The sequence below is a fragment of the Streptomyces sp. NPDC031100 genome (assembly GCF_055570785.1).
Genome location: NZ_JBVIGN010000007.1, coordinates 1 through 23,427, shown reverse-complemented (window position 1 = coordinate 23,427; position 23,427 = coordinate 1). Strand labels below are relative to the sequence as shown.

Genomic DNA, 23,427 nt, shown 5'->3' with positions numbered 1-23,427 from the left:
CCTACAACGGAGGATCCTCGGTGAGTTCCAGGAGCGTGCCGGCGCTCTGTGAGGCGAGGGGGGCGGTGCCGGGTGCGGTGGGAAACAGGCGGCCCCAGGCGCCGGCTCGCCCGAGGGCGCTCAGGCGCCACGCGAGGCTCACCGCGCGCCGGAGTTCCGCCGTCGTGCGGCCGGCTCCGGTCCACGGCTCCAGGTAGGCGTCGCGCAGGCGCGGCAGTACGTCGGGTCCGTACCGGTCGCAGGCCCTCCTCGCTGTGACCTGCAGGCTGCAGAACGGGTGGGATACGGCGGCGTCGCCCCAGTCGAAGAAGGTGTACCTGCCCGGTTCCGGGTTGAACAGCTGGCCGTCGTGCAGATCCGAGTGGTCGAGGGAGTCGGCGATGCCCGAGGCCGCGAGTTCGGCGCACCAGTCCACCAGGCGGGGCCGCAGTTCGCCGAGCCGCGCACGTTCGTCCGATCGCAGTGCTGCGTTCTCGGTGAGCAACTTGTCGAAGACCTCAGGCAGTTCCGCGGTCCGGGCACTCGGGACACCCAGCCGTTCGATCTCCCGTGCGTGCGGGACCAAGGCGCGCTGCATGCTCGCGTACTGGCGGAGAAGATCCTCCCAGGCGCGAGGCTCGACGGCCGCACGCTCCAGCACGTTCCGGAAGAGTGCACCTCCGTCCGGCAGCAGCGACCAGCCACGGTCGGCGTCGACCGCGAGCGGCTCCAGCACATGCTCCGGTACCCATCGCGCCAGCGCGGCGGTCAGCGCGCCCTCGAAACGGCTGGCCGGCGGATTCGCCTTGAACCAGGTGACCCCCCGCCCGGCCACGGGCACCCGCACCAGGACGGACCATGGCCGCAGCCGTACCCGCAGCGGGCCGGTCATCCGCAGCCCATGGGCGGCAAGTCCGGCTTCCACCCAGTCGAGGGCCGCGGTCCGCCAGTTCTCCTGCTCCCAGGGAGTCACCGCGTCCTCGTACCGGCCCCGGTCCACGGTGAGCGACGCATGATCGTGCATCGGGCGTGACACCGTGCATGGGTCGCTCCGGTCGTGTGGGGGCTGCAACATAAAGGTCTGAACCAAGCTCGTCAAGAGGTGAAGTAACCAAGGAATCAGACGCGTTGGAGCATCCACCGCTTGAAAGGAGGTCCCTTTTCCGGGGAGCGCTCGCGCCCGTTCGGTTCAGCGCACGGGGAAGCCGAAGGTGTAGCCCTGCTGCTTCAGCCAGGGCAGCAGCGTGCGCAGGGCGGCCACGGTCTGGGAGCGGTCGCCGCCGGCGTCGTGGAAGAGCAGGGTCGGGCCGTTGTGCAGCTCGCTCTTGACGGTGGCGATGATCGCCTCCGTGCCGGGCCGCTCGAAGTCCTTGGAGTCGACGTTCCAGCCCAGCGGGCGCATCCCGTGCGAGGCGGCGAGGTGCCGGCTGTACGGGGTGAACGCGCCGCCCGGGGCCCGGTAGTACATCGGCCGTACGCCCCCGGACGCCTTCGTGATCTGGCGTTCGGCGTCCAGGATCTCCTGTGACTGGTAGGCCTGGGACTTCTTGTCCATGGTGGTGTCGTGCGACACCGTGTGGTCGCACAGCCGGTGCCCGGCCGCCACCACCTGCTTGACCATGTCCGGGTGGGCCTGCGCCTGGGTGCCGACCATGCAGAACGTCGCCTTCACGCCGTTGTCCCGCAGCACCTGGAGCACCTGCGGAGTCCAGCGCGGGTCCGGGCCGTCGTCGATGGTGATGTTGACCGCGCGGTCGCCGCCGTCCGAGGCATGGACGATGGTGGCGGACACGGGCGCCGGCTTCGCGGCGGCAGGGCGCGCCGCCGCCCGGTGCCCGCCGGGCTGGTCGGCCTGCGCGGTCCACACCGAGGTGGCGGCGGCCGCCGCCGTCACGCCGACCGCCGCCGCGACCACCCGGCCGTACCATCCCCGCCCGCCATGCCGTGCCATGTCCGCTCCGCTCTTCGCCCTGTTGGTGACCCCCGTGCATCTGGCAGGACGGGCCGGGAGGCCCGGGGGATCCCGCTGTTACCGATCACGGACAATTCCGCGGTGTTTCTGCGACAAGGACGGGAAGCGACACGCGGAACGCCTCGCTCCCCTGGGCCGGATTTCACCTCTCGTCCCCTTCGCCCCGTTGATGCGCCGTTGCATCACGGCTTCGATGACCCCTGCCCGGCGGCGGCCGGCCGCCGGATCACGCCAGATTCCTGTGGGGGGGGTTGGACACGTGCGTCGTTCGAGAACGCACTCGAAGCGGTCGACGGCAGTATCGAGGGGGCGAAGAAGCGGGTTATCCGGTGCGGCGGCGCTCCTGGGCGCCGCCGCACTCGTCGTGTGGGCGGTGCCCGCCGACGCGGCAGCCGCCGGTGCGGCACCACCGGACCCGGGCGAGCTGATCCCGGGCCGGCAGACGGCCGCGCCCGCCCTGGTCGACGGCATCCGCGAGCAGGCCCCGGCCGCGGCGAGCCCCGCCGGCGCCGCGCGTGCGTACCTCACCACGAAGAAGGACCGCTACCGCATCGCCCACCCGGACCGCGACCGCCGAGGTCGACGACACACTCGCCGTCGAGCGCGCCGTGGACGCCGTACGCAACGACCTCGACGCACAGGGGCTCGGCGCGGCCGAGGAGGACGGCTACCCGCTCAGCGGCACCTCCCACGGCCTGGTCGTGCTGCCCACCGGAACCGGCGTCCTCACCCGGCACATCACCGTGCGCGGCACGGACCCGGCACACGGCGAACCGGTGCTGCGCGAGGTGTACATCGACGCGCAGGCCGGCTATCCGGTCCTCCGGTACAGCGGCGTCCAGACCGTCGGCACGCCCGCGACGGCCGCCCGGGGAAGCGCGGCACGCCGTCTCGCCGACGAGGCCGCGCCGGGTACGGCGGCAGGCTCGGGCGTCCGACTGGACGGCAGGACCGTCGAGTTGAACATCAGCCACGACGACACACGCGGAGCGGCCTCGTCGGCGAGACCGGACCCGGATCCAGAGCAAGCCCGGCAACAGCCTCGCGACCTGGGACGCGCGCGGCCGACGGGCCGGCCAACTGGTCGGCACCTGGCCCGACGACCTGCAGGAGTTCTCCTCGCCGACCCCCGGCTTCGGCACCGAGGCGACCGAGTCCGGCGCCGTGGACGCGCACTGGGCCGCCGGGCAGGTCTACGACTACTACCGGACCAAGCACGGCCGGGACAGCCTGGACGGCCACGGCGGGACGATCAACTCGCTGGTGGGCGTGACCGATTACGGCCAGCCGTACGTCAACGCCTTCTGGGACGGCCGGAAGATGGTGTACGGCTCGGGCGACGCCGAGTACCGGCCGCTCTCGGCCGCCCTGGACGTCGTCGGCCACGAGATGACCCACGGCGTCATCGAGCACTCGGCCGGTCTCGTCTACGCCGGCCAGTCCGGCGCCTTGAACGAGGCGATCGCGGACTACTTCGGCAACGCCATCGAGTCGGACCGCCCTGGCGAAGACCTGCCTGACCAGGAACTCGGCACGCGCCGAGGCCGTCCTGGCCCGCTGCACCCGCAACCGGCCTGCCGAGGACGGCATCGAGATCTCCCTGCCGTACGCCGACTACTACTTCCTCGAAGGCATCCTGCGCGCGCTGCAGCCGCAGGACGTGGACCGGGCGATCGATCTGTCCGGCGCTGAATGAGAATGAGAGGGGCGGGGTGCCGGTCGTGGGCACCGCTCACGGCCGGTCGGTGACCTCCCCTTCAGCACCGGGGTGCGGGGGCGGAGGCGGTGTGTGCGGAGCCGGCCCGCCGACCCAGGGCGGAGGCACGGGGGAACCGGGGAGGGATGCGTACGACGGGACGAACGCGGGCGGCGGCACGGGCGGGAGCGGTGCCGGCGCGGTACCGGCCTGTGGGCGGCGGCGCAGCAGCCACACCACGGCTGCCGCGTAGAGCACGATGCTCACGACGTCGAGTGCGACCACCGGCCAGGTCGCGTCCGCCGCGGTCTCGTCGCTCTTGAGTCCGTCGACGGTGGCCGCCGAGACGGCGAAGGCGAGGAGGTTGTTGGCCGTGTGCAGCCCGATCGACGCCTCCAGACCGCCCGTCCGCCAGGTCAGCCAGCCCGCCACCGCTCCGAACACCACCAGGTCGGCGAACCCCCAGGGCGTGCCCCAGCCGTGGGCGGCGGCGAACAGAACGGCCTGGGGCAGGAACGCGAACCAGGGCGAGCGTATGAAGGCGCCGACGGCCTGCGTCAGCCAGCCCCGGAAGACGTACTCCTCGGCGGCCGCCTGCAGGGGAACCACGACGAGGAGCATGGCCACTGCCGGCCCGAAGACCGTCCAGCCCGCCCACCGGAACTCCTCGCCGCCGTCGGCGGGCAGCAGGAGCATGCCGCCCATCGCCAGGGCGACGATCGGCAGGCCCGTCAGCACGCACAGGATCAGCCAGCGCCATCTGAGCCGCCCGGTCACGGAGGAGACCGTGCCTGCCGGGCGCTGCCCGATCCAGCGCACGGCCAGCAGCACGACGGGGGTCGCCACGGCGAGGAGCAGCAGGTCCACGGCGGTGTCCGGCACGGGCCCGAACTCCACCCCGTCGGGGCCCTCGGGGTATCCCTTCCGGGAACCCCACTCGTCGAGGACGCCGTAGAGGACAACCACGGTGATCATGTAGATCACGGCCACGGCCAGGGTCCCCACCAGCGGGCGCCACCAGCGGTGGCGCACCGAGAGCCGGGCGAGTCGGTGGTAGGGCAGGGGTTCGGGCAGCGGAGGAATCTTCATGACACCACCTTCTCCGGTGGCACCCGGCCCTGCCGTCGCCCTGCGGCACGAACGGTGCCTCTATCGCTGGGTAGGGATCGGCCTCGGCCTCAGAGCCGGTGCCCGGCGTCCGGGTAGCCCTCTACGCTCGTCGCCGAGATGGAGACGATACGCAACTGGCTTCTGCCCCTGGTGCTGGCAGTCGGACAAAGTGCCCTGATGTGGCCCGGTTTGCGCCCGGACGAAGCGCCCGGCCTGCCGAGCCTGATCGCCGTCGTGTGCGCCCTGTCCCTGCAGACGGTCGCGCTGGGCCGACGCCGGCAGGCACCTCTACGGGCTCTCGCCGTGGCGCAGTGTGCCGACGTCCTGGGCATGGTCGCCTGGCCGGACGGCTACATCGGCTTCGGCGCGCTGATCGCCCTGTACTCCGTCGCCGCCCGCTGCCCCGCGCCGGTGACGGTCCGCGCCGTCGTCGGGCTCGTGGGCGTCGACTGGGGGCTCTCCGCCGTACAGGAGGGCTTCCGCGCCTCGCTCCTGACGATGGCGCTCTCCCTGTCCGTGTACGTCCTGTGCGCCGGACTCGGCGAAGCGCGCCGCCAGTGGCTCGGCGGACGGCTCACCGCGGCCCGCCGGATCGCCGGAGCGGAGCACGCCCGCCGGACGGCCGGCGACCACGAGCGCCGGCGCCTCGCCCGCGAACTGCACGACGTGAGTGCCCATCACCTCACCTCGGTCGTCGTCACCGTCGACGCCGCGCGCAGGCTGAAGGACAGCAGGCCCGAACTGGCCGCCGAGGCCCTGTCGTTCGCGGAACGCACCGGCAGCGAGACCATGGCCGCGCTGCAGCGACTCGTCGGTCTCCTGCGGGACACCGACCGTCCGGGCCCGGAGGCCACGAGCGCCGAGATCGAGGAACTGGTCGCGGGATTCGGCCGATTGGGCCGGCCCGTCGACGCCCACATCCCCGAGGACCTGACCGGGCCCGCGGCCGAGGCGATCCACGGAATCGTCCGCGAGGCCCTCACCAACGCCCTGCGTCATGCCCCCGGCGCCGCCTCCCGCGTGCGCGTCCACCGGGCGAACGGCCTGCTGGAACTGACCGTGGAGAACGCGCCGCCGCGTACCTCCGCACCGCACGACACCGGCGGCCTCGGCGCGGGACGCGGCGTGGCCGGCATGCGGGAACGGGCCGCAGCGGCCGGCGGCGAGCTGACCGCCGGCCCTCGCCCCGACGGCGGATGGCTGGTCCGCGCGACACTGCCCGACGCTGCCGGGCCCCAGCATCCGCCCGGGCCCGGATGGCGGCGCGATGTCCTGAGGGAGCAGCGGCTGGCCGATCCCGCCCTTGCCCTCACCGCGATGATCCTGCCGGTGGTCACCGCCCTCTCGGTCACGGAGGACTGGTCGGAACGGACCAGGCGCGCCTCGGTACCGGAGCTGCTCCTCGTGACGGTGCTGCTGGTCCTGCACGCGCTGCCCCTGGTGTGGCGCCGACGCGCCCCCTTGGCCTCCTTCGTCGCCGTGCTGGCGACGGCCTGGCTGGGGCCCGTGGCCGTCGCCGCGGTGCCCCTGCCGTCACGGGTGTCGCAGTTCCTCGCCATGGGCACGTTCGTGGAGATGCTCGCGGTGTACGCGCTCGCCGCCTACGGACGGGGGCCCTCCACCACCTGGCCGGCGGCGATCGCGGCGACCTTCGGCACAGCCTCGGCCGTCACGGCCACGGCCGCTGCCGACGGCTCGTTGGCGGGCGATCCGGTCGGCGGGTCCACCGTGGCGATGGTGGCCGTCCTGTGTGTCCTGCTGGCACCAGTGTGTGCCGCCCTGTGCGGCGCGGGCCTCGTCGTACGACGCCAGCGCCTGCGCCTTCTGGCGAACGACGACTTCGCGCTCGCCACCTCGATGTGGCATGCACAGTGGGCAGCCGAGGCCGAACGGCACCGCCTGGCGGTCTCGTTGCGCGAGGCCGTACTGCACCACACGGCGTCGCTCGTCGAACTGGCCCGGCAGGGACGACTCGACGAGGTGGCCACCACGGCCAGGGCTGCCCTCGCCGCCATGCGGGACATGCTGCACAGTCTCGGCGACGCCGAAGACCCGGCCGACCGTCTTGCTCCGTCCCCGACCGCCGCCGACCTCGACACGCTGTGCCGCACCCTGCGCGCCACCGGCCGCGACGTGCGGCTGCGGGGCCTGCCCGAGGCCGCGCGGGACCTTCCGCCGTCCGTGCACGTCACGACGTACCGGATCGTCGAAGCGGCGCTCGGCGCGGGCGACCGCGGGCCGGCCCGGGTGACCCTGAGGCGGCGCCGTGGCACCGTGCACATCACGGTGACGGGCGTACCGCTCGCCGTCGCCGGCCCGGCCGCCGAACGCCTGCGGGTGCAGGCCGCCGCGGGCGAGGGACGCATCGCGCTCGGACCAACCGGTAATGTACGGGTGTCGTTGCCGGCCGGACCCGCTCCGGCCCCCGTCCAGGAGGTGTCCCCGTCGCCGTACGCGTGATCGTCGTCGACGACCAGGCCGTGGTCAGGGCGGGCTTCGCCGCCATCGTGGACGCCGAACCCGACCTCACCGTCGTCGGCGAGGCCGGAGACGGAGCGACGGCCGTGTCGCTCGCCGCCGCCGAGGCCCCCGACCTCGTCCTGATGGACATCCGGATGCCGGGCATGGACGGACTCACCGCGACCCGCCTGATCACCGCGGCGGAGAACGGTCCGCGGGTGCTGGTGCTCACCACCTTCGACCTCGACGAGTACGTGTACGAGGCCCTGCGCGCCGGAGCCTCCGGATTCCTGCTGAAGGACGCCCAGCCCGAGGACCTGCTCACCGCGATCCGCGTCGTGGCCGCAGGCGACGGCATCCTGGCCCCCGCCGTGACCCGCCGCCTCATCCACACCTTCGCACACGGAGCCCCTCAGGTTCCCCTGGCGACCGGGGCCCTCGGCCAACTCACCCCGAGGGAACGGGAAGTACTCCTGAAGATCGCTTCCGGCCTGACCAACGCCGAGATCGGAGCCGAACTCGGCGTGACCACAGGCACCGTGAAGACCCATGTGAACGCCCTGCTGTCCAAACTCGGCCTGCGCGACCGGGTCCAGGCCACCATCCTCGCCTACGAGAGCGGACTGATCCGGCCCCGCACGAGCCGACAGGGCTGACCGAGGGCCCGTTGCGCCGGGATCAGTGAGTACTCCGGCGTCGCGCGTACACCTCGATCTCGATCTTCATCCGCGGGTCGGCGAGGCCGCACACGAGCATCGTCGCGGCCGGACGGACCTCGCCGAAGCGGCGGCGCAGAACCGGCCAGCAGGGCTCGAAGTCCTCCCGGTCGGGCAGCAGATAGCGCACCCGTACGACGTCGGCGAAGCCGCAGCCGGCCTCGGCCAGGGCCGCCTCGATATTGCGCAGGCACTGCTCGGCCTGTTCCACCACGTCGTCGGAGATCGTCATCGTGGTGTAGTCGAACCCGGTCGTCCCGGACACATGCACCCAGTCGCCGTCCACCACGGCACGGGCGTACCCGATCTGCTCCTCGAAGGTCGAGCCACTGAGGATCGCACGTCGCTCTGTCATGCGCCGAACGCTACGCGACCCCCACTTCGGCCACGCGGCCGCCCGTCTCGGAGCAGTTCGGACTCCGCCGCCCGCCACCGTCAGCGGCCGTAGCGGCGCTCCCGGGCGGCGTACGAGCGCAGGGCCCGCAGCAGGTCGATCTGGCGGAACGCGGGCCACAGCACGTCGACGAAGTGCACCTCGGCGTAGGCGGACTGCCACAACAGGAATCCGGACAACCGCTGTTCGCCGGAGGTACGGATGATGAAGTCCGTGTCGTGTCCGGCCGGCGAGTACAGGTTGTCGGTGATGTGCTCCAGGTCGAACTCCGAAGCCAGCTCCGCGGGGTCGCCGCCCGCGCCGATGTGCTTGTCGAAGGCCGCCCGGACGGCGTCCACGATCTCCCGGCGGCCGCCGTAGCCGACGGCGACGTCGACCTTGAGCCCGCCGCGGCCGTTCGTGAGCGCGGCGGCCTCCTTGAGGACGCGGGCGGTGTTCCCGGGCAGCAGGTCGAGGGCGCCTATGATCTCGATCTCCCACGGCGCCTCGGGGGCGCAGATGCGCTGGACCGTTTCCTCGATGATGTCGAGCAGGGGGCCGAGTTCGGCCTCCGGCCGGTGGAGGTTGTCGTCGGACAGCATCCACAGCGTGACGTGCTTGATGCCGGCCTCGCTGCACCAGTGCAGGAAGTCCGTGACCTTGGCACCGCCGACGCGATAGCCCTCGCGGACGTCCTGATGTCCCGCCCCCCGGGCCCAGCGCCGGTTCCCGTCCAGCATGATCGCCACGTGCCGCGGCCGGGGCAGGCCCTCCAGCTTGCGGTTCAGGCGCCGTACATAGATCGCTTCCAACGCCGAACGCAAGGCCTTCACTGCCACGCTGATGTCCCTTCTCCTACCCGTGTTTGAGGGCGCAAGGATAGTGCCACGCCATGCGCACGAGCCACGCGGGAGCGGAGCGCCCGGTGAACGCGAAGCGGCTACTGTGCGGATGTGACCGGTCGACCCATGAGCCGCCGCGGCCTGCTGGAGGCCGCGGCCCTCGGCGTCCCGGCAGCCGCCCTGACCGGCTGCTCCGGGGACAGCGCACCGGTGTGGCGGCTCCGGCTCGCGACGGGAGCGCCGGGCGGGCCGTACAACGCCTTCGGCAAGGCGCTGTCCGCACAGGCCGCTCCCCGGCTGCACATCACCCCGCTCACCACCTCGGCCAGCGTGGACAACCTGCGCAGACTCGGCGGCGGATCGGCGGACCTGGGCCTGGCGATGGCGGACGCCGCCGAGGCTGCCGTGCGGGGGCAGGAACCGTTCTCGAGCCCGACCGCCGTCAGTGCCCTCGCCCGCGTCTACGTCAACTACACGCACCTCGCCGTACCGGCGCACGGACCCGTGCGGTCCCTGCGGGACCTCGCGGGGCGGTCGGTCGCCACCGGCGCGGCGGGCTCCGGCGGGCAGGTGCTGGCGGGCCGGCTGCTACGGGTGGCGGGACTGACCGGGCAGCGGTCGGTACGGCAACGGCCGCTCGGCCTCGCCGCCTCGGTGGCGGCGCTGCGCACGGGCACGGTCGACGCGCTGATCTGGGCCGGGGGAGTGCCGACCCTCGCCCTGTCGGCCCTGGCCCGCGAACTCCCACTGCGCTTCCTGCCGTTGGAGCAGGAGGCCGACACCCTGCGCTCTACGTACGGCCCCGTCTACGCGGCGGTCACCCTTCCGGCCGGGGTGTACGGGCTCACCGAGCCGGTCGGCACCATCGGCGTGGGCAACTATCTGCTGGCCCGCTCGCGGGTGCCGCAGCAGGCGGTGCGCGAGGTGCTGCGGGTGGTGTTCGACCGGTGGCGCGTGCTGCTCAGGGAGGTCACGGCGGGCGCCCGCCTCGAGCCCCGGTTCGCCGTCGCCACGGGGGACGTACCCCTGCACCCGGGCGCGGTGGCCTACTACCGGTCGGTCTACGGCTGACCTGTCAGGCGGTGGCCAGCCGCAGTTCCACGACCAGACCGTGCGGATCGTTGCCGGCGGTGTCGAGCCTGCCCCCGCTCAGGCGGGCGATCTCTTCGGCGATGGCCAGGCCCAGCCCGCTGCCCGGCACGTTCTGGTGCTCGGGTGACCGGGTGAAACGCCGCGTGAGCAGCGCCAGTTGGTCCTCCGGCACGCCCGGGCCGTCGTCGACGACCCGCAGCACGACCGCATCGTCGTCGAGCACGGCCGTCACGTTGACCCGGCCGCCGGGCGGGACGAACTTGACCGCGTTGTCGAGGACCGCGTCGAGGATCCGGCCTACGGCGTCCGGCACCGCACGCGCCCGCAGCCCCTCCGCCACGGCGGCGATGCCCAAGCTCAGCCCGGACGCCTCGAACACCGGCTCCCAGGCGGCCACCCGCGCACGCACCGCACCCGACACGTCCTGTTCGGTCCGCTCCGCCGTCCCCGACTCCACGCGCGCCAAGGCGAGCAGACCGTCCAGCAGTTCCTCCAGGCGCCCGGCCTCGTCCAGGGCGCGCGCATGCTCCTTCCGGCCGGGGCCGGGCGCGAGATGCGGCTCGACGTTCTCCAGCTGCAGCACCAGGGTGGCCAGCGGGTTGCGCAGCTGGTGCGAGGCGTCGGCGACGAAGGCACGCTGCCGGCCGAGGGAGTCGGCGACCGCCTCGGCCATGCCGTTGAAGTGCCGCCGCAGACGGCGCAGTTCGGGCGGACCGGTGTCGGACACGGCCCGCGTCTGCAGGCTGCCGGAGGCCAGTGCGGCGACGGCCCGGTCGAGGTCACGGACCGGGCGCATCAGCCAGCGCGTGATGCCGGCCGCGACCAGGGCCGCGGCCGCGAAGGCGGTGAGCGCCCAGCGCACGGTCACGTCCCGCCGAGCGGCCGTGGTCGGAACGGCCAGCAGGACCGCCCCGCTGACCCGCTCGTCCCGGCCGACCGGCTCGGCGAGCACCACCCGGTCCGGCCCCCACGGCCGCACGGTCGGCAGCCGCTCCGTGGACCGCCCGGTCAGCGCCCGGCCCAGCACGTCCTCCACGGCGGACGCGGGAATGCCCGCCCCCGCCCGCGCCAGATTCCGCCCCGCGGAGTCCACCACGGTCACCGAGGCGCCGTACAGCTCGGTGTACCGGCGGATCTCGGCGGACAGCTCGGCACGGTCCGCCGCGGTCCGCACCCGGTCGGCGAGATCGGCGAACCGCACGGCGTCGGCGCGCCGCTGGAGCAGCAGATGCTCGGTACGGCCGCTCGCGTACGAGCCCGCCAGCGGCACCGACAGCAGCAGCGTCGCGGCCCCCATGAGCACCATCAGCACGGCCAGCAGCCGACGCCTCACCGGCGGCCGCCGTGGCTGTCGGGTCCGAGCTGATACCCGAAGCCCCGTACCGTACGCACCAGTTCGGCGCGGCTCGTCTTCGCGCGGATGCCCGCCACGTGCACGTCCAGGGACCGGGACGCGGCGAGGAAGGCGTCGCCCCAGATCCGGTCCAGGATCTCCTCGCGGGAGTGCACCTCGTCCGGCCGGGCGGCGAGGAAGGCGAGGACGTCGAACTCGCGCCGGGTGAGCCGTACTTCGGCGCCGGCCACCGTGACCGTACGGCCCGCGATGTCGATCTCCACATCGCCGGTGCGCACGACAGCCTGACCGCCGCCGTCCGTGCCGCGCGCCGTCGCCGCCCCGGTACGGCGGCGCACGGTGTCGATGCGGGCCATGAGCTCGTTCATCCGGAACGGCTTGACCACGTAGTCGTCGGCACCGGCCCGCAGCCCCTGCACGATGTCGCGCTCCTCGCAGCGGGCCGTCACGACGATCAGCGGTGCGTCGCACACCGTGCGCAGCCGCCGCAGCAGCTCCAGCCCGTCCAGGTCCGGCAGGCCGAGGTCGAGCAGCACGAACTCCGCCGCCCGGACTAGACGCAGAGCGTCCAGGGCCCGGGCGGCCCTGCGCACGGTGTGCCCGCGCTGGGCGAGGGCCGTCGTCAGGGCCTGGGCCATTCGGTCGTCGTCCTCGACGAGCAGCGCGTGCATGAAAAGTCCTCGTGCCGTGGTGACCTGGGCCGCAGCTTACGTAAGCGGCACGGCCCGGGTCACCACCGCGTCAGCGAAGGGCGTCGGCCGAGGCGGGCCGTTCACCGGCAGCGGCTTCCGCCTCGGCGCGGCTGAGCGCCGCGTTGCGGGTGTCCGGCATCAGCACATAGGTGACCAGGGAGATGAGCGCGCACCCCGACACGTACCAGAAGAACACCTTCTCGTGACCGCTGTCCTTGAACCACAGCGCCACGTACTCCGCGGTGCCGCCGAACAGCGCATTGGCGACGGCGTACGGCAGGGCCACCCCGAGGGCGCGGACCCGGGTGGGGAACAGTTCCGCCTTCACGGCCGCGTTGATCGAGGTGTAGCCGGTGACGATGACCAGAGCCAGAGTTGAGAGCCCCAGCGCGGACCAGTAGGAGGACGCGGAGCCGAGGGCGGTCATGATGGGGTACGTACCCACCGTGCAGCCCACAGCGAACGTGATCAGCAGCGGCCGTCGGCCGATCCGGTCGGAGAGCAGCCCGGCGAACGGCTGGAGCAGCGCGAAGACGGCGAGCGCGGTGAAACTCACCAGGGTGGCCGTGGACTTGGCCATGCCGGCGCTGCCGATCAGGTACTTGGTGAGATACGTGGTGTACGTGTAGTAGGCCACGGTCCCGCCCAGGGTCAGCGCCATGACCAGCCCGGCCTCGCGGCGGTGCTGCCACAGCGCCTTGATCGTGCCGCGCGCGCCGTCGTTGCGGTCGTCCGCTCCGGACTCCTCGGTGAACGCCTCCGTCTCCGTCAGCCGGCGGCGCAGCCAGTACACCACCACGGCGAACAGCGCACCGAGCACGAACGGGATCCGCCAGCCCCAGCTCTCCAACTGGCCCTTGGTCAGCGTGTGCTGCAGCGTGATCAGGATGGCGAGACCCAGAAGCTGCCCGCACGTCATCGACACGTACTGGAACGAGGAGCCGAGCCCGCGCCGGTTGCGCGCGGACGCCTCGGTCAGATACGTGGCACTGGCGGCGTACTCGCCGCCGATGCTCAGGCCCTGCAGCAGCCGGGCCAGGAGCAGCACCAGGGCGCCGAAGTAGCCGGCCTGGCCGTAGGTGGGCGCGACGGCGATCAGCAGGGCGGCCACCGACATCATCGTGACGGTCAGGGTCAGCGCGCTCTTGCGTCCGTTCCGGTCCGCAGCCCGCCCGAGGATCCACCCGCCGACCGGACGCATCAGGAAGCCGACCGCGAAGATGCCGGCCGTGTTCAGCAGCTTGGTGGTCTGGTTGTCGCCGGGGAAGAACGAGTCGGCGAAGTAGATCGCGAAGCTCGCGTAGACGAACCAGTCGTACCATTCGACGAGGTTGCCCAGGGACCCGCCGACCAGGGCGAGACGGCGGCTGCCGGGGGAGGCCGCGGGCGGCTTTCCGGGCAGGGCGGCAGAGGCGGACATGGCGGCTCCAGGTGGGGAAATCCGGTGGGATCGGGGAGCGGGTGAACGCCCCCGGAACCTGAGTGCGCCCGAGCATGCGGCCGACCACCGCACCCGGACAAGGCCGCCCGCGCAGATCTAACATCCCGCTAAGACGTGGCTTCTTTTGGAATCCGTTCCCTCTACCGGCCCATTCCGAGTGGCCTGGCGCGGGTGCCGTGCGGTCCGGTCATCACTCGATCGATCGGCGTGCGTGGCGGATGCCTCATTTCGCCTGAAAGATCGATTTCAGGCAGATGTACACCCATCGCACCATGGACATCTCTGGAGGATGAGCGCATGACGCAGACAGGGCGCACGGCTGGAGTCCACCGCTCCAGCGTCCCCTACGGTCCGGACCACAAGCCCTGGTCGCAGATCCTGATGTCGCAGGGGCTGGCGGACGGATTCCCGGCTCCGATCAGCGACCCGGTGTTCGACCCGTGCACCGTGTATCCGGCGGAGGAGGAACTGCCCGACCAGGCGTACCAGCTCCCGCCGTCCGGGCTGACCAAGGAACAGCGGCGGACGGCTCTGGACGACCTGGACGAGTATCTGACCCGCAAGCGGGACCACATGCTCGGCTACCAGGTCAACCAGGACATGGACGGCTACAAGCCGGACCTGTCCCGGTTCATGGAGCACCACGTCAACAACGTCGGCGACCCCTTCCGCTCGGGTGGCTACAAGCCGAACACCAAGGTCATCGAGCGCGCCGTGCTCGACTACTACGCGGCGCTGTGGAACGCCAAGTGGCCGCACAAGCCCGACGACCCGGAGTCCTACTGGGGCTACATGCTCTCCATGGGGTCCACCGAGGGCAACATGTACGCCCTCTGGAACGCGCGCGACTACCTGTCGGGCAGGGCGCTGATCGTCGATCCTGTCCGTCCGGCCGCCGGCATGCTGTACGTACAGGGCCAGGTCACGGCCGAGACGTTCGCGGCTGAGGAGGAGGAAGAGGCGGCACGCAAGCGGCGCAACGCTCTGCGGCCGGTGGTCTTCTACTCGGAGGACACCCACTACTCCTTCACCAAGGCCGTCCGTGTGCTGGGCTTCAAGACCTTCCACGAGATGGCGATGAGCGAGCCCCGGTACAAGCACGCCAATCCGCTCGGCGGGGCATGGCCCATGGAAGTCCCCTCGCTGTCCGGCACCGAGTCCTCGGCCGACGGCCCTGGGGAGATCGACATCGACAAGCTGGCCACCCTGGTCGAGTTCTTCGCCAAGAACGGCCACCCCGTCATGGTCAGCCTCAACCTCGGCAGCACCTTCAAGGGCGCGCACGACGACGTCCGCGCGGTCTGCGAGAGGCTGCTCCCGATCTTCGAGCAACACCACCTGGTCGAGCGCGAGATCGAGTACGAGAAGGGCAAGAAGGATATTCGGCGCGGTTTCTGGATCCACGTCGACGGCGCGCTCGGCGCCGCCTATGCGCCGTTCCTGCGCATGGCCGAGGACAACCCGAGCTATGCGCACGTGCCGGAAGTGAAGATGACCGAGTTCGACTTCGGGCTCCGGCTGCCGCGCGAGGGCGTTCCCGAGGCACCGCCCGTGGACATGATCAGCTCCATCGCGATGAGCGGGCACAAGTGGCCGGGCGCGCCCTGGCCGTGCGGCATCTACATGACCAAGGTCAAGTACCAGCTCAAGCCGCCCGCCTCGCCCCAGTACATCGGCTCGCCGGACACGACGTTCGCGGGCTCGCGCAACGGCTTCTCTCCGGTGATCCTCTGGGACTACCTGGCCAAGCACTCCTACGACCAGCAGATCTCGGGAGTCCTGCGGGCGCAGCGGCTCGCCCGCTATCTGGAGCGGCAGCTCAAGCGCCTGTCCAACACCATCGGCATCGATCTGTGGGTGGCACGGACTCCTGGGACGCTCACGGTCCGCTTCCGCAAGCCCACCCCTGAACTGGTCGCCAAGTGGTCCCTCTCCTCGCAGCAAGTGGTCATGAACCCGCAGGAGAAGAACCCGCAGAAGGTCCGGCGGCGTGACTATGCGCACGTGTTCGTCATGGCGTCGACGACCGAGGAGAAGATCGACGCGCTGATCAAGGATCTCCACCGGGCGGAGGCGTTCCCGGAGCAGATCATCCTGCCGATCATCGAGCCCGTCCCCGAACTGCTGGACGAGGCAGTGCCGTTGGCACTCGTACCGGAGGTCGGCCGAGGGTTCGAGTGACGGGTCCGTTCACCGCCCCTTGCTCGGGGCAGGGCACCGCGCCCCTGCCCCGAGCCGACACCCGGGCCCTGCGAGGCCCCGGCCGGGTGTGCGTCACCCGTCGAGCCTCAGGTACAGGCGAGTTCCTCGGGGCCGGAAGCCGACCCGCTCGTACACACGGCGCGATCCCTCGCCGCCGTATTCGAGCCAGACGGACGATGCCCCGGCGGCGAAGGTGGTCTCGGCCAGGGCGGCCGTGATGGCGGCCGCGATGCCCCGGCCCCGGTACGCGGGCCGGGTGCCCACGCCCGCCAGTTCCGCCGTCCCGGCGGCGGGCGGCGAGCACAGCGCCGCACCGGCGCAGTCGCCGTCGGTGCCGCGGACGAACCGGACGGCCCCGCCGCCCTCCTGGGTGCATCGCAGCCGGGCCGCACCCTCCGGGGTGGGCGGGAACTCGCCGCCGAACGCCTCGGACAAGGCGGTGTCGATCGCCGTGTACTCCTCGTCGCTGTCCGGGACCTCCACCCGGAACGTTCCGGCCGCCGGCGGCGCCAGCGTGGCGGGGGTGCAGACCATGTACTCATGGACGGCCTCCGTGGTGAACCCCGCCCGGCGCAGGGCAGGTTCCACGGCGGGTGCGGCATCCGGGGCGAACTCCAGCCGAGGCGTGAGCCCGCGCTCGCGGAATGCCCCGATCAGGGCGCTGATGTCCCGGTCGGTCGGTTCGGCGCCGGGGACCGGGGTTGCGTAGTTGACGTACGGGCTGGTCGTCGTGGGATCGAATCCCGCGACGAAGCCTCCGACTTCGGCCATCGCCGGACGGCGCAGCAGGTTGGCGACGGCGAAACTCTGGACGTCGGTGTGCACGAAGATGATGACCTCACGCGGGATGGCAGCCATGAGAGCTGCGGGACCGGCCACAGCCGGGAACAAGGTGATGAACGTGGGGCCGCCGTGAGGAGACGCGAGGGCACCGTGCGCGCCCCCGGAGGGGCAGGCTGCTTCAGTGCCGACGGCGGCCGCTGCGGGACGCCGTGATCAAAGGCTTCAGTCCTTCGTCGTACAGAGGTGTGTGGAGATCAACTCGCCGCACTCTGCCACACGTCGAAGGTGCGCGGCAATCGATTTTGCGGCCAGAGTGGACCTCGCCCGTCAGCGCACCGGCGCCGCCGTCACCCGGACACCGGCCGCTGCCGCCCCTCTGGGCCTGTTTCAGGCGAGGCATGTGAGCGGGCGGCCGCCGTTGTAGGTGACCATGTCGCCGAGGGCGGCCACGGCGTCGATGCCCCTGCCGAGCGGGCCGCCCTCCAGTTCCGCGTAGGCCCGGTGGAGGTTGCCGACGATGCGCTCGGAATCGAGCAGGTCGGCGTACCTGCCCAAGTCCGTTTCCCGGGCGGTCTCCAGAGGCGTGAGCCCTGCAGCGCGGCCCGCCTGGGCGGTGGCCTGGACGAACCGCAGATAGCCGAGCACGTCGTCGATGAGTTCGGGGCCGGCGACGCCGCCGTGCCCGGGGACGATGGTCGTCGCGCCCAGGGGCTTGATCACTTCCTCGATGACCTGGATGGCACCGGCGACGGATCCCTGGAGGAGGAAGGGGGTACCGCCGTTGAACAGCACGTCACCGCTGAAGAGGACCCCGCGGTCGGGCAGCCAGACGATGGAGTCGTTCGTCGTGTGCGCGGGCGTACCGACGTGGCGCACCTCGGCGCGCAGGTCGTCGGCCCAGACGGTGACGCCGTCGGTGTAGGTGAGGAAGGGCGGTTCGAGGGTGACGTCGCCCCAGTCGACCTCGGTCCAGAACGCAGCCGCCGCTGCCGGCCCGCCCCACTGCATGATGCTCGACCGGGTGGCCTCGTGCCCGACGATGGTGGCGCCGCCGAACAGGTGGTTACCGAAGGTGTGGTCACCGTGGTGGTGCGTGTTGATCAGCGTCCGTACCGGCTGGGGCGTGACCGTGGCGATCGCGTCCAGATACGCCTGCGTCCGCCGCACCGTCGAGCACGCGTCCACGCTGATCACGCCACGCCGCCCCACGAGGAACCCGGTGTTGTTGATCCACCAGCTGCCGTCGGGCTGTATGTAGGCGAAGACGCCCTCACTGACCTCCTCCACCCGCGGCGGAGGAAGCTGGGTGACGTCGTGGTGGACACTGCTCACTGCGAACTCCTGTGGTGAGGACGGGGGATCCCCCGAAGGGGAACGGTGCCGCCTGGCCTCGGCGGACTCGTCGTACGCCGCATGGATCATCGCAGTCACGGGCGTCCGGACGGTACCCCACCCTGCATGTCGAGCAGTTCCAGCGGTTGCAGGTGGTGGACGTTGGTCGCTGGTGCCGTACGGGCCGATCGCCTGCAGGGCGAAGCCGGCGGCCGGCCCCGAGCGCAGCACGTCGAGCAGGGGACCGAGCGGCAGGTCCAGGCTCTGCGCCGGCCGTCGCAGGTGGTCGCGGCACTGACCCGAGCCCTGAGGCTGTCGGCGCGCGAGCACAGCGACCGCTTCGCCGAGCTGTGGGACAGCGGTTAAGGCCCACAGGGCTCCTCTCGCACCCCCCGGGGGGCCCTGCTCGCTCACACCGGCGGACCGGTCCCTGTGCGATGCACGTAACCCCTGATGATCAGCCATGGAGACGCCCGCGTAATGCGCCCTTCGTACGGTCACGGAGGGTCGTGGCAGGTCGAAGGAGAAGGGGGTGTCTGTGGGAGCGCTGGTCCCGCGGGCCGACGGCGGTGCGAAGGTGCGTACGGTCTGCTCGTACTGCGGTGTGGGCTGCGGCATGGTCCTCGACATCGGCCAGGGACCGGACGGCCGCCGTGTGGTGCTGAAGGCGTCCGGTGACAAGGCGCACCCCGCGAACTTCGGCCGGTTGTGCACGAAGGGTGCGACCACCGCCGACATGCTCGCCGCTCCCGGCCGGCTGACCACGGCCCTCGTACGGCCCGGACGCGGGGAGGAACCGCGGCCGACGGGCGTGGACGCCGCGGTCGCCACGACGGCCCGCCGGCTGCGCGCGATCGTCGACGAGCACGGCCCGGACGCGGTCGCGCTCTACGTCTCCGGGCAGCTGAGCCTGGAGGCGCAGTACCTGGCGAACAAGCTGGCCAAGGGCTTCCTGCGGACCAACCAGATCGAGTCGAACTCCCGGCTGTGCATGGCGAGCGCGGGCACCGGCTACAAACTGTCGCTGGGGGCGGACGGCCCGCCCGGCTCCTATCAGGACCTCGACCGGGCGGACGTCTTCCTCGTCATCGGCTCGAACATGGCGGACTGCCACCCGATCCTCTTCCTGCGCATGATGGACCGGGTCAAGGCGGGCGCCAAGCTGATCGTCGTCGATCCGCGGCGCACCGCGACCGCCGCGAAAGCGGACCTGTTCCTGCAGGTCAAGCCCGGCACGGACCTCGCGCTGCTGAACGGCCTCCTCCATCTCCTCCACGAGAACGGCCACACCGACCCCGGGTTCATCGCCGCGCACACCGAGGGCTGGGAGGCGATGCCGGAGCTGCTGGCCGACTATCCGCCCGACGCCGTCGCGGAGATCACCGGCATACCCGAGGCCGACATCCGTGAGGCGGCCCGGCTGATCGGCGAGGCGGGGGAGTGGACCAGCTGCTGGACCATGGGCCTCAACCAGTCCACGCACGGCACCTGGAACACCAACGCGCTGGTCAACCTGCACCTCGCGACGGGCAGGATCTGCCGCCCGGGCAGCGGCCCGCTCTCGCTCACCGGCCAGCCCAACGCCATGGGCGGGCGGGAGATGGGGTACATGGGCCCGGGCCTGCCCGGCCAGCGCTCCGTGCTCGTCGACGCGGACCGCGCCTTCGTCGAGGAGCTGTGGGAGCTGGAGCCGGGCACCATCCGGGCGGACGGCGTCGGCCAGGGCACCGTCGAGATGTTCCGGAAGATGGCCGACGGCGGGATCAAGGCGTGCTGGATCATCTGCACCAACCCGGTCGCCTCCGTCGCCAACCGCAGGACGGTCATCGAAGGACTCGAGGCCGCGGAGTTCGTCGTCACGCAGGACGTCTTCGCCGACACCGAGACCAACGCGTACGCCGATGTCGTCCTGCCCGGCGCGATGTGGGCGGAGACCGAGGGCGTACTCGTCAACAGCGAGCGCACCCTCACCCTCGCCCAGCCGGCCGTCGACCCGCCCGGCGAGGCGACGGCGGACTGGCGCATCATCGCGGCCGTCGCCCGCGCCATGGGGTACGAGAAGGGCTTCTCGTACGACACCGCCGAGGAGATCTTCGAGGAGATCAAGCGCGCCTGGAACCCCCAGACCGGCTACGACCTGCGCGGAGTGACGTACGACCGGCTCCGCGACACCCCCGTGCAGTGGCCCGCGACGGCCGAGGACGGCCCCGACCGCAACCCGATCCGCTACGTGGACGACGACGGCTCGCTCAGGTTCCCCACCCCGAGCGGTCGTGCCGTCTTCCACGCCCGGCCGCACATCCCGGCCGCCGAGATGCCGGACGACGACTACCCCTACGTGCTGAACACCGGCCGCCTCCAGCACCAGTGGCACACCCTCACCAAGACCGCGAAGGTGCCCAAGCTGAACAAGCTGGACCCGGGACCCTTCGTGGAGATCCACCCCGAGGACGCCGACGGTCTGGGCGTCGCCGACGGGGACTCGGTGGAGGTCGCTTCCCGGCGCGGGCGGGCCGTGCTCCCCGCCGTCGTCACCGACCGGGTGCGTCCGGGGAACTGCTTCGCGCCGTTCCACTGGAACGACCTGTTCGGCGAGTACCTCAGCGTCAACGCGGTCACCAACGACGCCGTGGACCCGTTGTCCTTCCAGCCCGAGTTCAAGGTGTGCGCCGTCTCCTTGACGAAGGTCCCCGCTCCGGTGATCGTCAAGGTCCCGGCGGCCGTGGCGGAGCCCGAGCCCGCGGTGGCTGCCCTCAAGACGGTCCCCGGGCCGGTCGTGCCCGGCGCCGTCTTCGGTCTGGAGCCCACGCCACCGCCGGTGCTCACCCCACGCGAACGGCAGTACCTGGTCGGCTTCCTCGCCGGCATCCCCTCGGGCGTCTCCGGAGTCCCCGTGCTGCCGCCGGACGCGCCTTTCAGCCCCGAGCACGCCCTGTGGGTGAACGGCGCGCTCGCCGGGATGTACTCCCGGGCGGGTTCGGCCCCCGGGCAGACACCGGCGGAGGCGACCCCGGGACGGCAGGTCGTGGTCCTGTGGGCCTCGCAGACCGGCAACGCCGAGGAGTTCGCGGCCGCCACCGCCGAGCGGCTCACCGCGGACGGGCACGCCGCGCAATTGGTCGCGATGGACGAGGCCGACCCCACGGCGCTCCCCGCCGACGCCGACCTGCTGCTGATCACCAGCACCTTCGGAGACGGCGACGCGCCCGACAACGGAGCCGGCTTCTGGGACACCCTGGCCGCGGCCGACGCCCGGCGCCTGGAGGGACGCCGCTACGCCGTCCTGGCCTTCGGGGACTCGTCGTACGACGACTTCTGCGGGCACGGCCGCCGGCTCGACCGGCGCATGGACGAACTGGGGGCGGTGCGACTGGCGCCGCGCACCGACTGCGAGCCGGACTACGAGAGTGCCGCCCACTCCTGGCTCACCCAGGTGCTCAGCGCCCTCCAAGCCGCTCCGGGAGCGTCCCCCGCGGTCCCGGCGGCCGCGGCCCGCCCGGCACCGCGCAGCAGGCGGCCCGCCCCGGTGACGGCCCGCCTCACCGGCAACCGGCTGCTGAGTCTGCCGGGAGCGGGCAAGGAGGTCCGCCGCTTCACCTTCGACACCCGCGACAGCGAGGAGCCGTTCGTCTACCAGGCGGGCGACGCCCTCGGCGTGCGGCCCCTCAACTCGTCGGCTCTCGCGGCGGAATGGCTGGCCGTCACCGGCCTGGACGCCGGCACGGCGGTGACGGTCGACGGCATCGGCGAGGTCCCCCTGGGCGACGCCCTGCTGCGCCACCTGGACATCACCCGCATCACCCCCGGCCTGCTGCGCTTCGTCGCCGACCGGGCCCGCGACCCGCGCCGGCTCAGGAAGCTCCTGCGCCCGGACAACAAGGACGAGCTGGCCAAGTGGTCCTGGGGCCGCCAGGCCGTCGACGTGGTCACCGAGTTCGGCGTACGGGCCGGGGCGCAGGAGTGGGCCGAGACCCTGGGACATCTGCAGCCACGCCTCTACTCCATCTCCTCCAGCCCGCTCACCGACCCGCACCTGGTCTCGCTGACGGTCTCCGTGGTGCGCTACGAGAACCTGCACGGCCGCCCCCGCCAGGGCGTCTGCTCACCCTTCCTCGCCGACGCCGAACCCGGGCTCGCGGTCCCGGTCCACCTCCAGCGCTCCCCGCACTTCCGGCCGCCCGCCGACCCCGGCACACCGATGGTCATGGTCGGTCCGGGCACCGGGATCGCGCCCTTCATCGGCTTCCTGGAGGAGCGCCGGGCGCGGGGTCACCGGGCCCCCAACTGGCTGTTCTTCGGTGAACAGCACCGGGCCACCGACTTCTACTACGAGGACGAGCTGGCCGCCCTCCTGGCCGAGGGCACCCTCACCCGCCTGGACACCGCTTTCTCCCGCGACCAGCGGGTCAAGGTCTACGTCCAGGACCGGATGCGCGAGCACGGCCCGCTGCTGTGGTCCTGGCTCCAGGACGGCGCCCACTTCTACGTCTGCGGCGACGCCTCCCGCATGGCCAAGGACGTCGACCAGGCCCTCAGGGACGTCGCCACCGTCCACGGCGGCCTGAGCAAGGCGGAGGCGGCGGCCTACGTCAAGCAACTCGCCACCGACAAGCGCTACATACGCGACGTCTACTGACCGCCCAGGAGCCCGAGTCGGCGCCCCCGTGCAGGCATCACGCGCTCGCGAGCGACACCTCGGTCGACTTGATCAAGGCGCGTGCGTGCCGTTTCTACGAGATCATGAACGGCGTGTCGTTGTCTGCTTTGCCTTATTTTCTTACTAATCTGCGTAGCTGCAAGAGGTCGATCTGTGACAGATCGCATCCACACTCACCTCCATGGAGATGACATGCACAAGCTTCGCAAGGCTGCCGTTCTGGTCGCGGCCCTCAGCAGCGTCGGGCTCCTGTCTGCAGGTACCGCCTACGCCGGCGAGTACGGGGGCGACGGCGTCATGCAGAGCTCGAATTGCAAGGACCACGACCTGAACCTCGACGTCCTCGGCGAGGTCGGGATTCTCAACGGCCTGCTGGGCAACGCGCTCAACGGCGAGGGTGACCCGGGCGCACAGGCCACCCACATCGGCTCGACCATGGGCTGCAACAACAAGGCCTGGTAAGAGGTCGGTTCAGTTTCCCTTGGCGGCGGAGAGTGGCGGCATGGCAGGCGTCCGTGGGCCGGCCGGCCTGCCCACCGCCGACATGGGACATGGGTGGCGACCTCGCGCCGCGTACGGGCATCGATGGCGACGAAACCCGGATTCGCACGTGAGGTTGCCACGCATGGGCGGTGGGGGGGGGGGGGGGGGGGGGGGGGGGGGGGGGGGGGGGGGGGGGGGGGGGGGGGGGGGGGGGGGGGGGGGGGGGGGGGGGGGGGGGGGGGG

Annotated in this window: 19 protein-coding genes; 8 read left to right on the top strand and 11 right to left on the bottom strand. The window is 71.8% G+C overall.

Features of this window, described 5'->3' with window-relative positions; translation table 11 throughout:
• Position 1: 1 nt before the first annotated feature.
• The 3 genes from ACZ5DS_RS20375 to ACZ5DS_RS20365 all read right to left on the bottom strand — a co-directional run bounded on the left by ACZ5DS_RS20375 (position 2) and on the right by ACZ5DS_RS20365 (position 2,925).
• Positions 2–1,003 carry a phosphotransferase gene (locus tag ACZ5DS_RS20375; RefSeq protein ID WP_468240399.1) on the bottom strand — a complete coding sequence of 334 codons (1,002 nt, stop codon included), beginning with the start codon at positions 1,001–1,003 and terminating at the stop codon, positions 2–4.
• Between the two features lie 165 nt (positions 1,004–1,168).
• Complete coding sequence (locus ACZ5DS_RS20370) at positions 1,169–1,930, bottom strand: polysaccharide deacetylase family protein (protein WP_468240397.1); 762 nt, start codon at positions 1,928–1,930, stop codon at positions 1,169–1,171.
• A gap of 545 nt (positions 1,931–2,475) precedes the next feature.
• Positions 2,476–2,925, bottom strand: coding sequence for a hypothetical protein (locus ACZ5DS_RS20365; RefSeq protein ID WP_468240395.1), 450 nt, complete (start codon positions 2,923–2,925; stop codon positions 2,476–2,478).
• 43 nt (positions 2,926–2,968) lie between these two features.
• On the opposite strand from ACZ5DS_RS20365, the gene ACZ5DS_RS20360 reads away from it, so the two are divergent.
• Positions 2,969–3,643 carry a M4 family metallopeptidase gene (locus ACZ5DS_RS20360; protein ID WP_468241254.1) on the top strand — a complete coding sequence of 225 codons (675 nt, stop codon included), beginning with the start codon at positions 2,969–2,971 and terminating at the stop codon, positions 3,641–3,643.
• A 40-nt stretch (positions 3,644–3,683) separates the two neighbouring features.
• Here ACZ5DS_RS20360 and ACZ5DS_RS20355 read toward each other — a convergent pair whose 3' ends face one another.
• Positions 3,684–4,736: a lysostaphin resistance A-like protein gene (locus tag ACZ5DS_RS20355; RefSeq protein WP_468240392.1), complete on the bottom strand. Its 1,053-nt coding sequence runs from the start codon at positions 4,734–4,736 to the stop codon at positions 3,684–3,686.
• Positions 4,737–4,874: 138 nt separating this feature from the next.
• Here ACZ5DS_RS20355 and ACZ5DS_RS20350 point away from each other — a divergent pair, with 138 nt between their 5' ends.
• Together ACZ5DS_RS20350 and ACZ5DS_RS20345 are read left to right on the top strand one after the other, a co-directional pair.
• Positions 4,875–7,217 carry a sensor histidine kinase gene (locus tag ACZ5DS_RS20350; RefSeq protein WP_468240390.1) on the top strand — a complete coding sequence of 781 codons (2,343 nt, stop codon included), beginning with the start codon at positions 4,875–4,877 and terminating at the stop codon, positions 7,215–7,217.
• A complete protein-coding gene (locus ACZ5DS_RS20345; protein WP_468240387.1) occupies positions 7,214–7,873 on the top strand; it encodes a response regulator in 660 nt (219 codons plus the stop codon). Before ACZ5DS_RS20350 ends, ACZ5DS_RS20345 begins: the two co-directional genes overlap by 4 nt.
• 22 nt (positions 7,874–7,895) lie before the next feature.
• On the opposite strand, the gene ACZ5DS_RS20340 is transcribed toward ACZ5DS_RS20345, so the two are convergent.
• Together ACZ5DS_RS20340 and ACZ5DS_RS20335 are read right to left on the bottom strand one after the other, a co-directional pair.
• Entirely contained in the window at positions 7,896–8,288 is a 393-nt protein-coding gene (locus ACZ5DS_RS20340; RefSeq protein ID WP_468240385.1) for a RidA family protein, read from the bottom strand.
• Between the two features lie 80 nt (positions 8,289–8,368).
• Entirely contained in the window at positions 8,369–9,139 is a 771-nt protein-coding gene (locus ACZ5DS_RS20335; RefSeq protein WP_468241251.1) for an isoprenyl transferase, read from the bottom strand.
• A gap of 120 nt (positions 9,140–9,259) precedes the next feature.
• Here ACZ5DS_RS20335 and ACZ5DS_RS20330 point away from each other — a divergent pair, with 120 nt between their 5' ends.
• The gene (locus ACZ5DS_RS20330) at positions 9,260–10,219 is read left to right on the top strand and encodes a TAXI family TRAP transporter solute-binding subunit (RefSeq protein WP_468240383.1); all 960 of its coding nucleotides are present in this window, start codon (positions 9,260–9,262) and stop codon (positions 10,217–10,219) included.
• A gap of 4 nt (positions 10,220–10,223) precedes the next feature.
• Here the strand turns inward: ACZ5DS_RS20330 and ACZ5DS_RS20325 are convergent, their stop codons facing one another.
• The 3 genes from ACZ5DS_RS20325 to ACZ5DS_RS20315 all read right to left on the bottom strand — a co-directional run bounded on the left by ACZ5DS_RS20325 (position 10,224) and on the right by ACZ5DS_RS20315 (position 13,706).
• Positions 10,224–11,573 (bottom strand): sensor histidine kinase, encoded by a 1,350-nt coding sequence (locus ACZ5DS_RS20325; RefSeq protein ID WP_468240380.1) that lies wholly within the window; start codon positions 11,571–11,573, stop codon positions 10,224–10,226.
• Positions 11,570–12,265: a response regulator transcription factor gene (locus ACZ5DS_RS20320; protein ID WP_468240378.1), complete on the bottom strand. Its 696-nt coding sequence runs from the start codon at positions 12,263–12,265 to the stop codon at positions 11,570–11,572. The genes ACZ5DS_RS20325 and ACZ5DS_RS20320 overlap by 4 nt, the downstream gene beginning before the upstream one ends.
• Positions 12,266–12,335: 70 nt before the next feature.
• Positions 12,336–13,706, bottom strand: coding sequence for an MFS transporter (locus ACZ5DS_RS20315; protein ID WP_468240375.1), 1,371 nt, complete (start codon positions 13,704–13,706; stop codon positions 12,336–12,338).
• Positions 13,707–14,024: 318 nt separating this feature from the next.
• Between ACZ5DS_RS20315 and ACZ5DS_RS20310 the strand changes: the two genes are divergently transcribed.
• Positions 14,025–15,908: a PLP-dependent aminotransferase family protein gene (locus ACZ5DS_RS20310; RefSeq protein ID WP_468240373.1), complete on the top strand. Its 1,884-nt coding sequence runs from the start codon at positions 14,025–14,027 to the stop codon at positions 15,906–15,908.
• Between the two features lie 93 nt (positions 15,909–16,001).
• Here the strand turns inward: ACZ5DS_RS20310 and ACZ5DS_RS20305 are convergent, their stop codons facing one another.
• Positions 16,002–16,787, bottom strand: a complete 786-nt coding sequence (locus ACZ5DS_RS20305) for a GNAT family N-acetyltransferase (RefSeq protein ID WP_468240370.1) — start codon at positions 16,785–16,787, stop codon at positions 16,002–16,004.
• Between the two features lie 312 nt (positions 16,788–17,099).
• Positions 17,100–18,044, bottom strand: a complete 945-nt coding sequence (locus ACZ5DS_RS20300; protein ID WP_468240367.1) for an MBL fold metallo-hydrolase — start codon at positions 18,042–18,044, stop codon at positions 17,100–17,102.
• 126 nt (positions 18,045–18,170) lie between these two features.
• Between ACZ5DS_RS20300 and ACZ5DS_RS20295 the strand changes: the two genes are divergently transcribed.
• The 3 genes from ACZ5DS_RS20295 (at position 18,171) to ACZ5DS_RS20285 (ending at position 23,163) form a co-directional block, all read left to right on the top strand.
• Positions 18,171–18,410: a hypothetical protein gene (locus ACZ5DS_RS20295; RefSeq protein WP_468240364.1), complete on the top strand. Its 240-nt coding sequence runs from the start codon at positions 18,171–18,173 to the stop codon at positions 18,408–18,410.
• A gap of 250 nt (positions 18,411–18,660) precedes the next feature.
• Positions 18,661–22,680: a molybdopterin-dependent oxidoreductase gene (locus tag ACZ5DS_RS20290; RefSeq protein ID WP_468241249.1), complete on the top strand. Its 4,020-nt coding sequence runs from the start codon at positions 18,661–18,663 to the stop codon at positions 22,678–22,680.
• A 213-nt stretch (positions 22,681–22,893) separates the two neighbouring features.
• Positions 22,894–23,163, top strand: coding sequence for a hypothetical protein (locus tag ACZ5DS_RS20285; RefSeq protein ID WP_468240362.1), 270 nt, complete (start codon positions 22,894–22,896; stop codon positions 23,161–23,163).
• Positions 23,164–23,427: the final 264 nt, after the last annotated feature.

Excerpts from the sequence above, each read along its gene's own strand:
- ACZ5DS_RS20320 (WP_468240378.1), bottom strand. The coding sequence starts at position 12,265 with ATGCACGCGCTGCTCGTCGAGGACGACGACCGAATGGCCCAGGCCCTG.
- ACZ5DS_RS20340 (WP_468240385.1), bottom strand. The coding sequence starts at position 8,288 with ATGACAGAGCGACGTGCGATCCTCAGTGGCTCGACCTTCGAGGAGCAG.
- ACZ5DS_RS20295 (WP_468240364.1), top strand. The coding sequence starts at position 18,171 with ATGTCGAGCAGTTCCAGCGGTTGCAGGTGGTGGACGTTGGTCGCTGGT.
- ACZ5DS_RS20305 (WP_468240370.1), bottom strand. The coding sequence starts at position 16,787 with ATGGCTGCCATCCCGCGTGAGGTCATCATCTTCGTGCACACCGACGTC.
- ACZ5DS_RS20290 (WP_468241249.1), top strand. The coding sequence starts at position 18,661 with ATGGTCCTCGACATCGGCCAGGGACCGGACGGCCGCCGTGTGGTGCTG.
- ACZ5DS_RS20310 (WP_468240373.1), top strand. The coding sequence starts at position 14,025 with ATGACGCAGACAGGGCGCACGGCTGGAGTCCACCGCTCCAGCGTCCCC.
- ACZ5DS_RS20285 (WP_468240362.1), top strand. The coding sequence starts at position 22,894 with ATGCACAAGCTTCGCAAGGCTGCCGTTCTGGTCGCGGCCCTCAGCAGC.
- ACZ5DS_RS20355 (WP_468240392.1), bottom strand. The coding sequence starts at position 4,736 with ATGAAGATTCCTCCGCTGCCCGAACCCCTGCCCTACCACCGACTCGCC.
- ACZ5DS_RS20375 (WP_468240399.1), bottom strand. The coding sequence starts at position 1,003 with ATGCACGATCATGCGTCGCTCACCGTGGACCGGGGCCGGTACGAGGAC.
- ACZ5DS_RS20315 (WP_468240375.1), bottom strand. The coding sequence starts at position 13,706 with ATGTCCGCCTCTGCCGCCCTGCCCGGAAAGCCGCCCGCGGCCTCCCCC.
- ACZ5DS_RS20370 (WP_468240397.1), bottom strand. The coding sequence starts at position 1,930 with ATGGCACGGCATGGCGGGCGGGGATGGTACGGCCGGGTGGTCGCGGCG.
- ACZ5DS_RS20350 (WP_468240390.1), top strand. The coding sequence starts at position 4,875 with ATGGAGACGATACGCAACTGGCTTCTGCCCCTGGTGCTGGCAGTCGGA.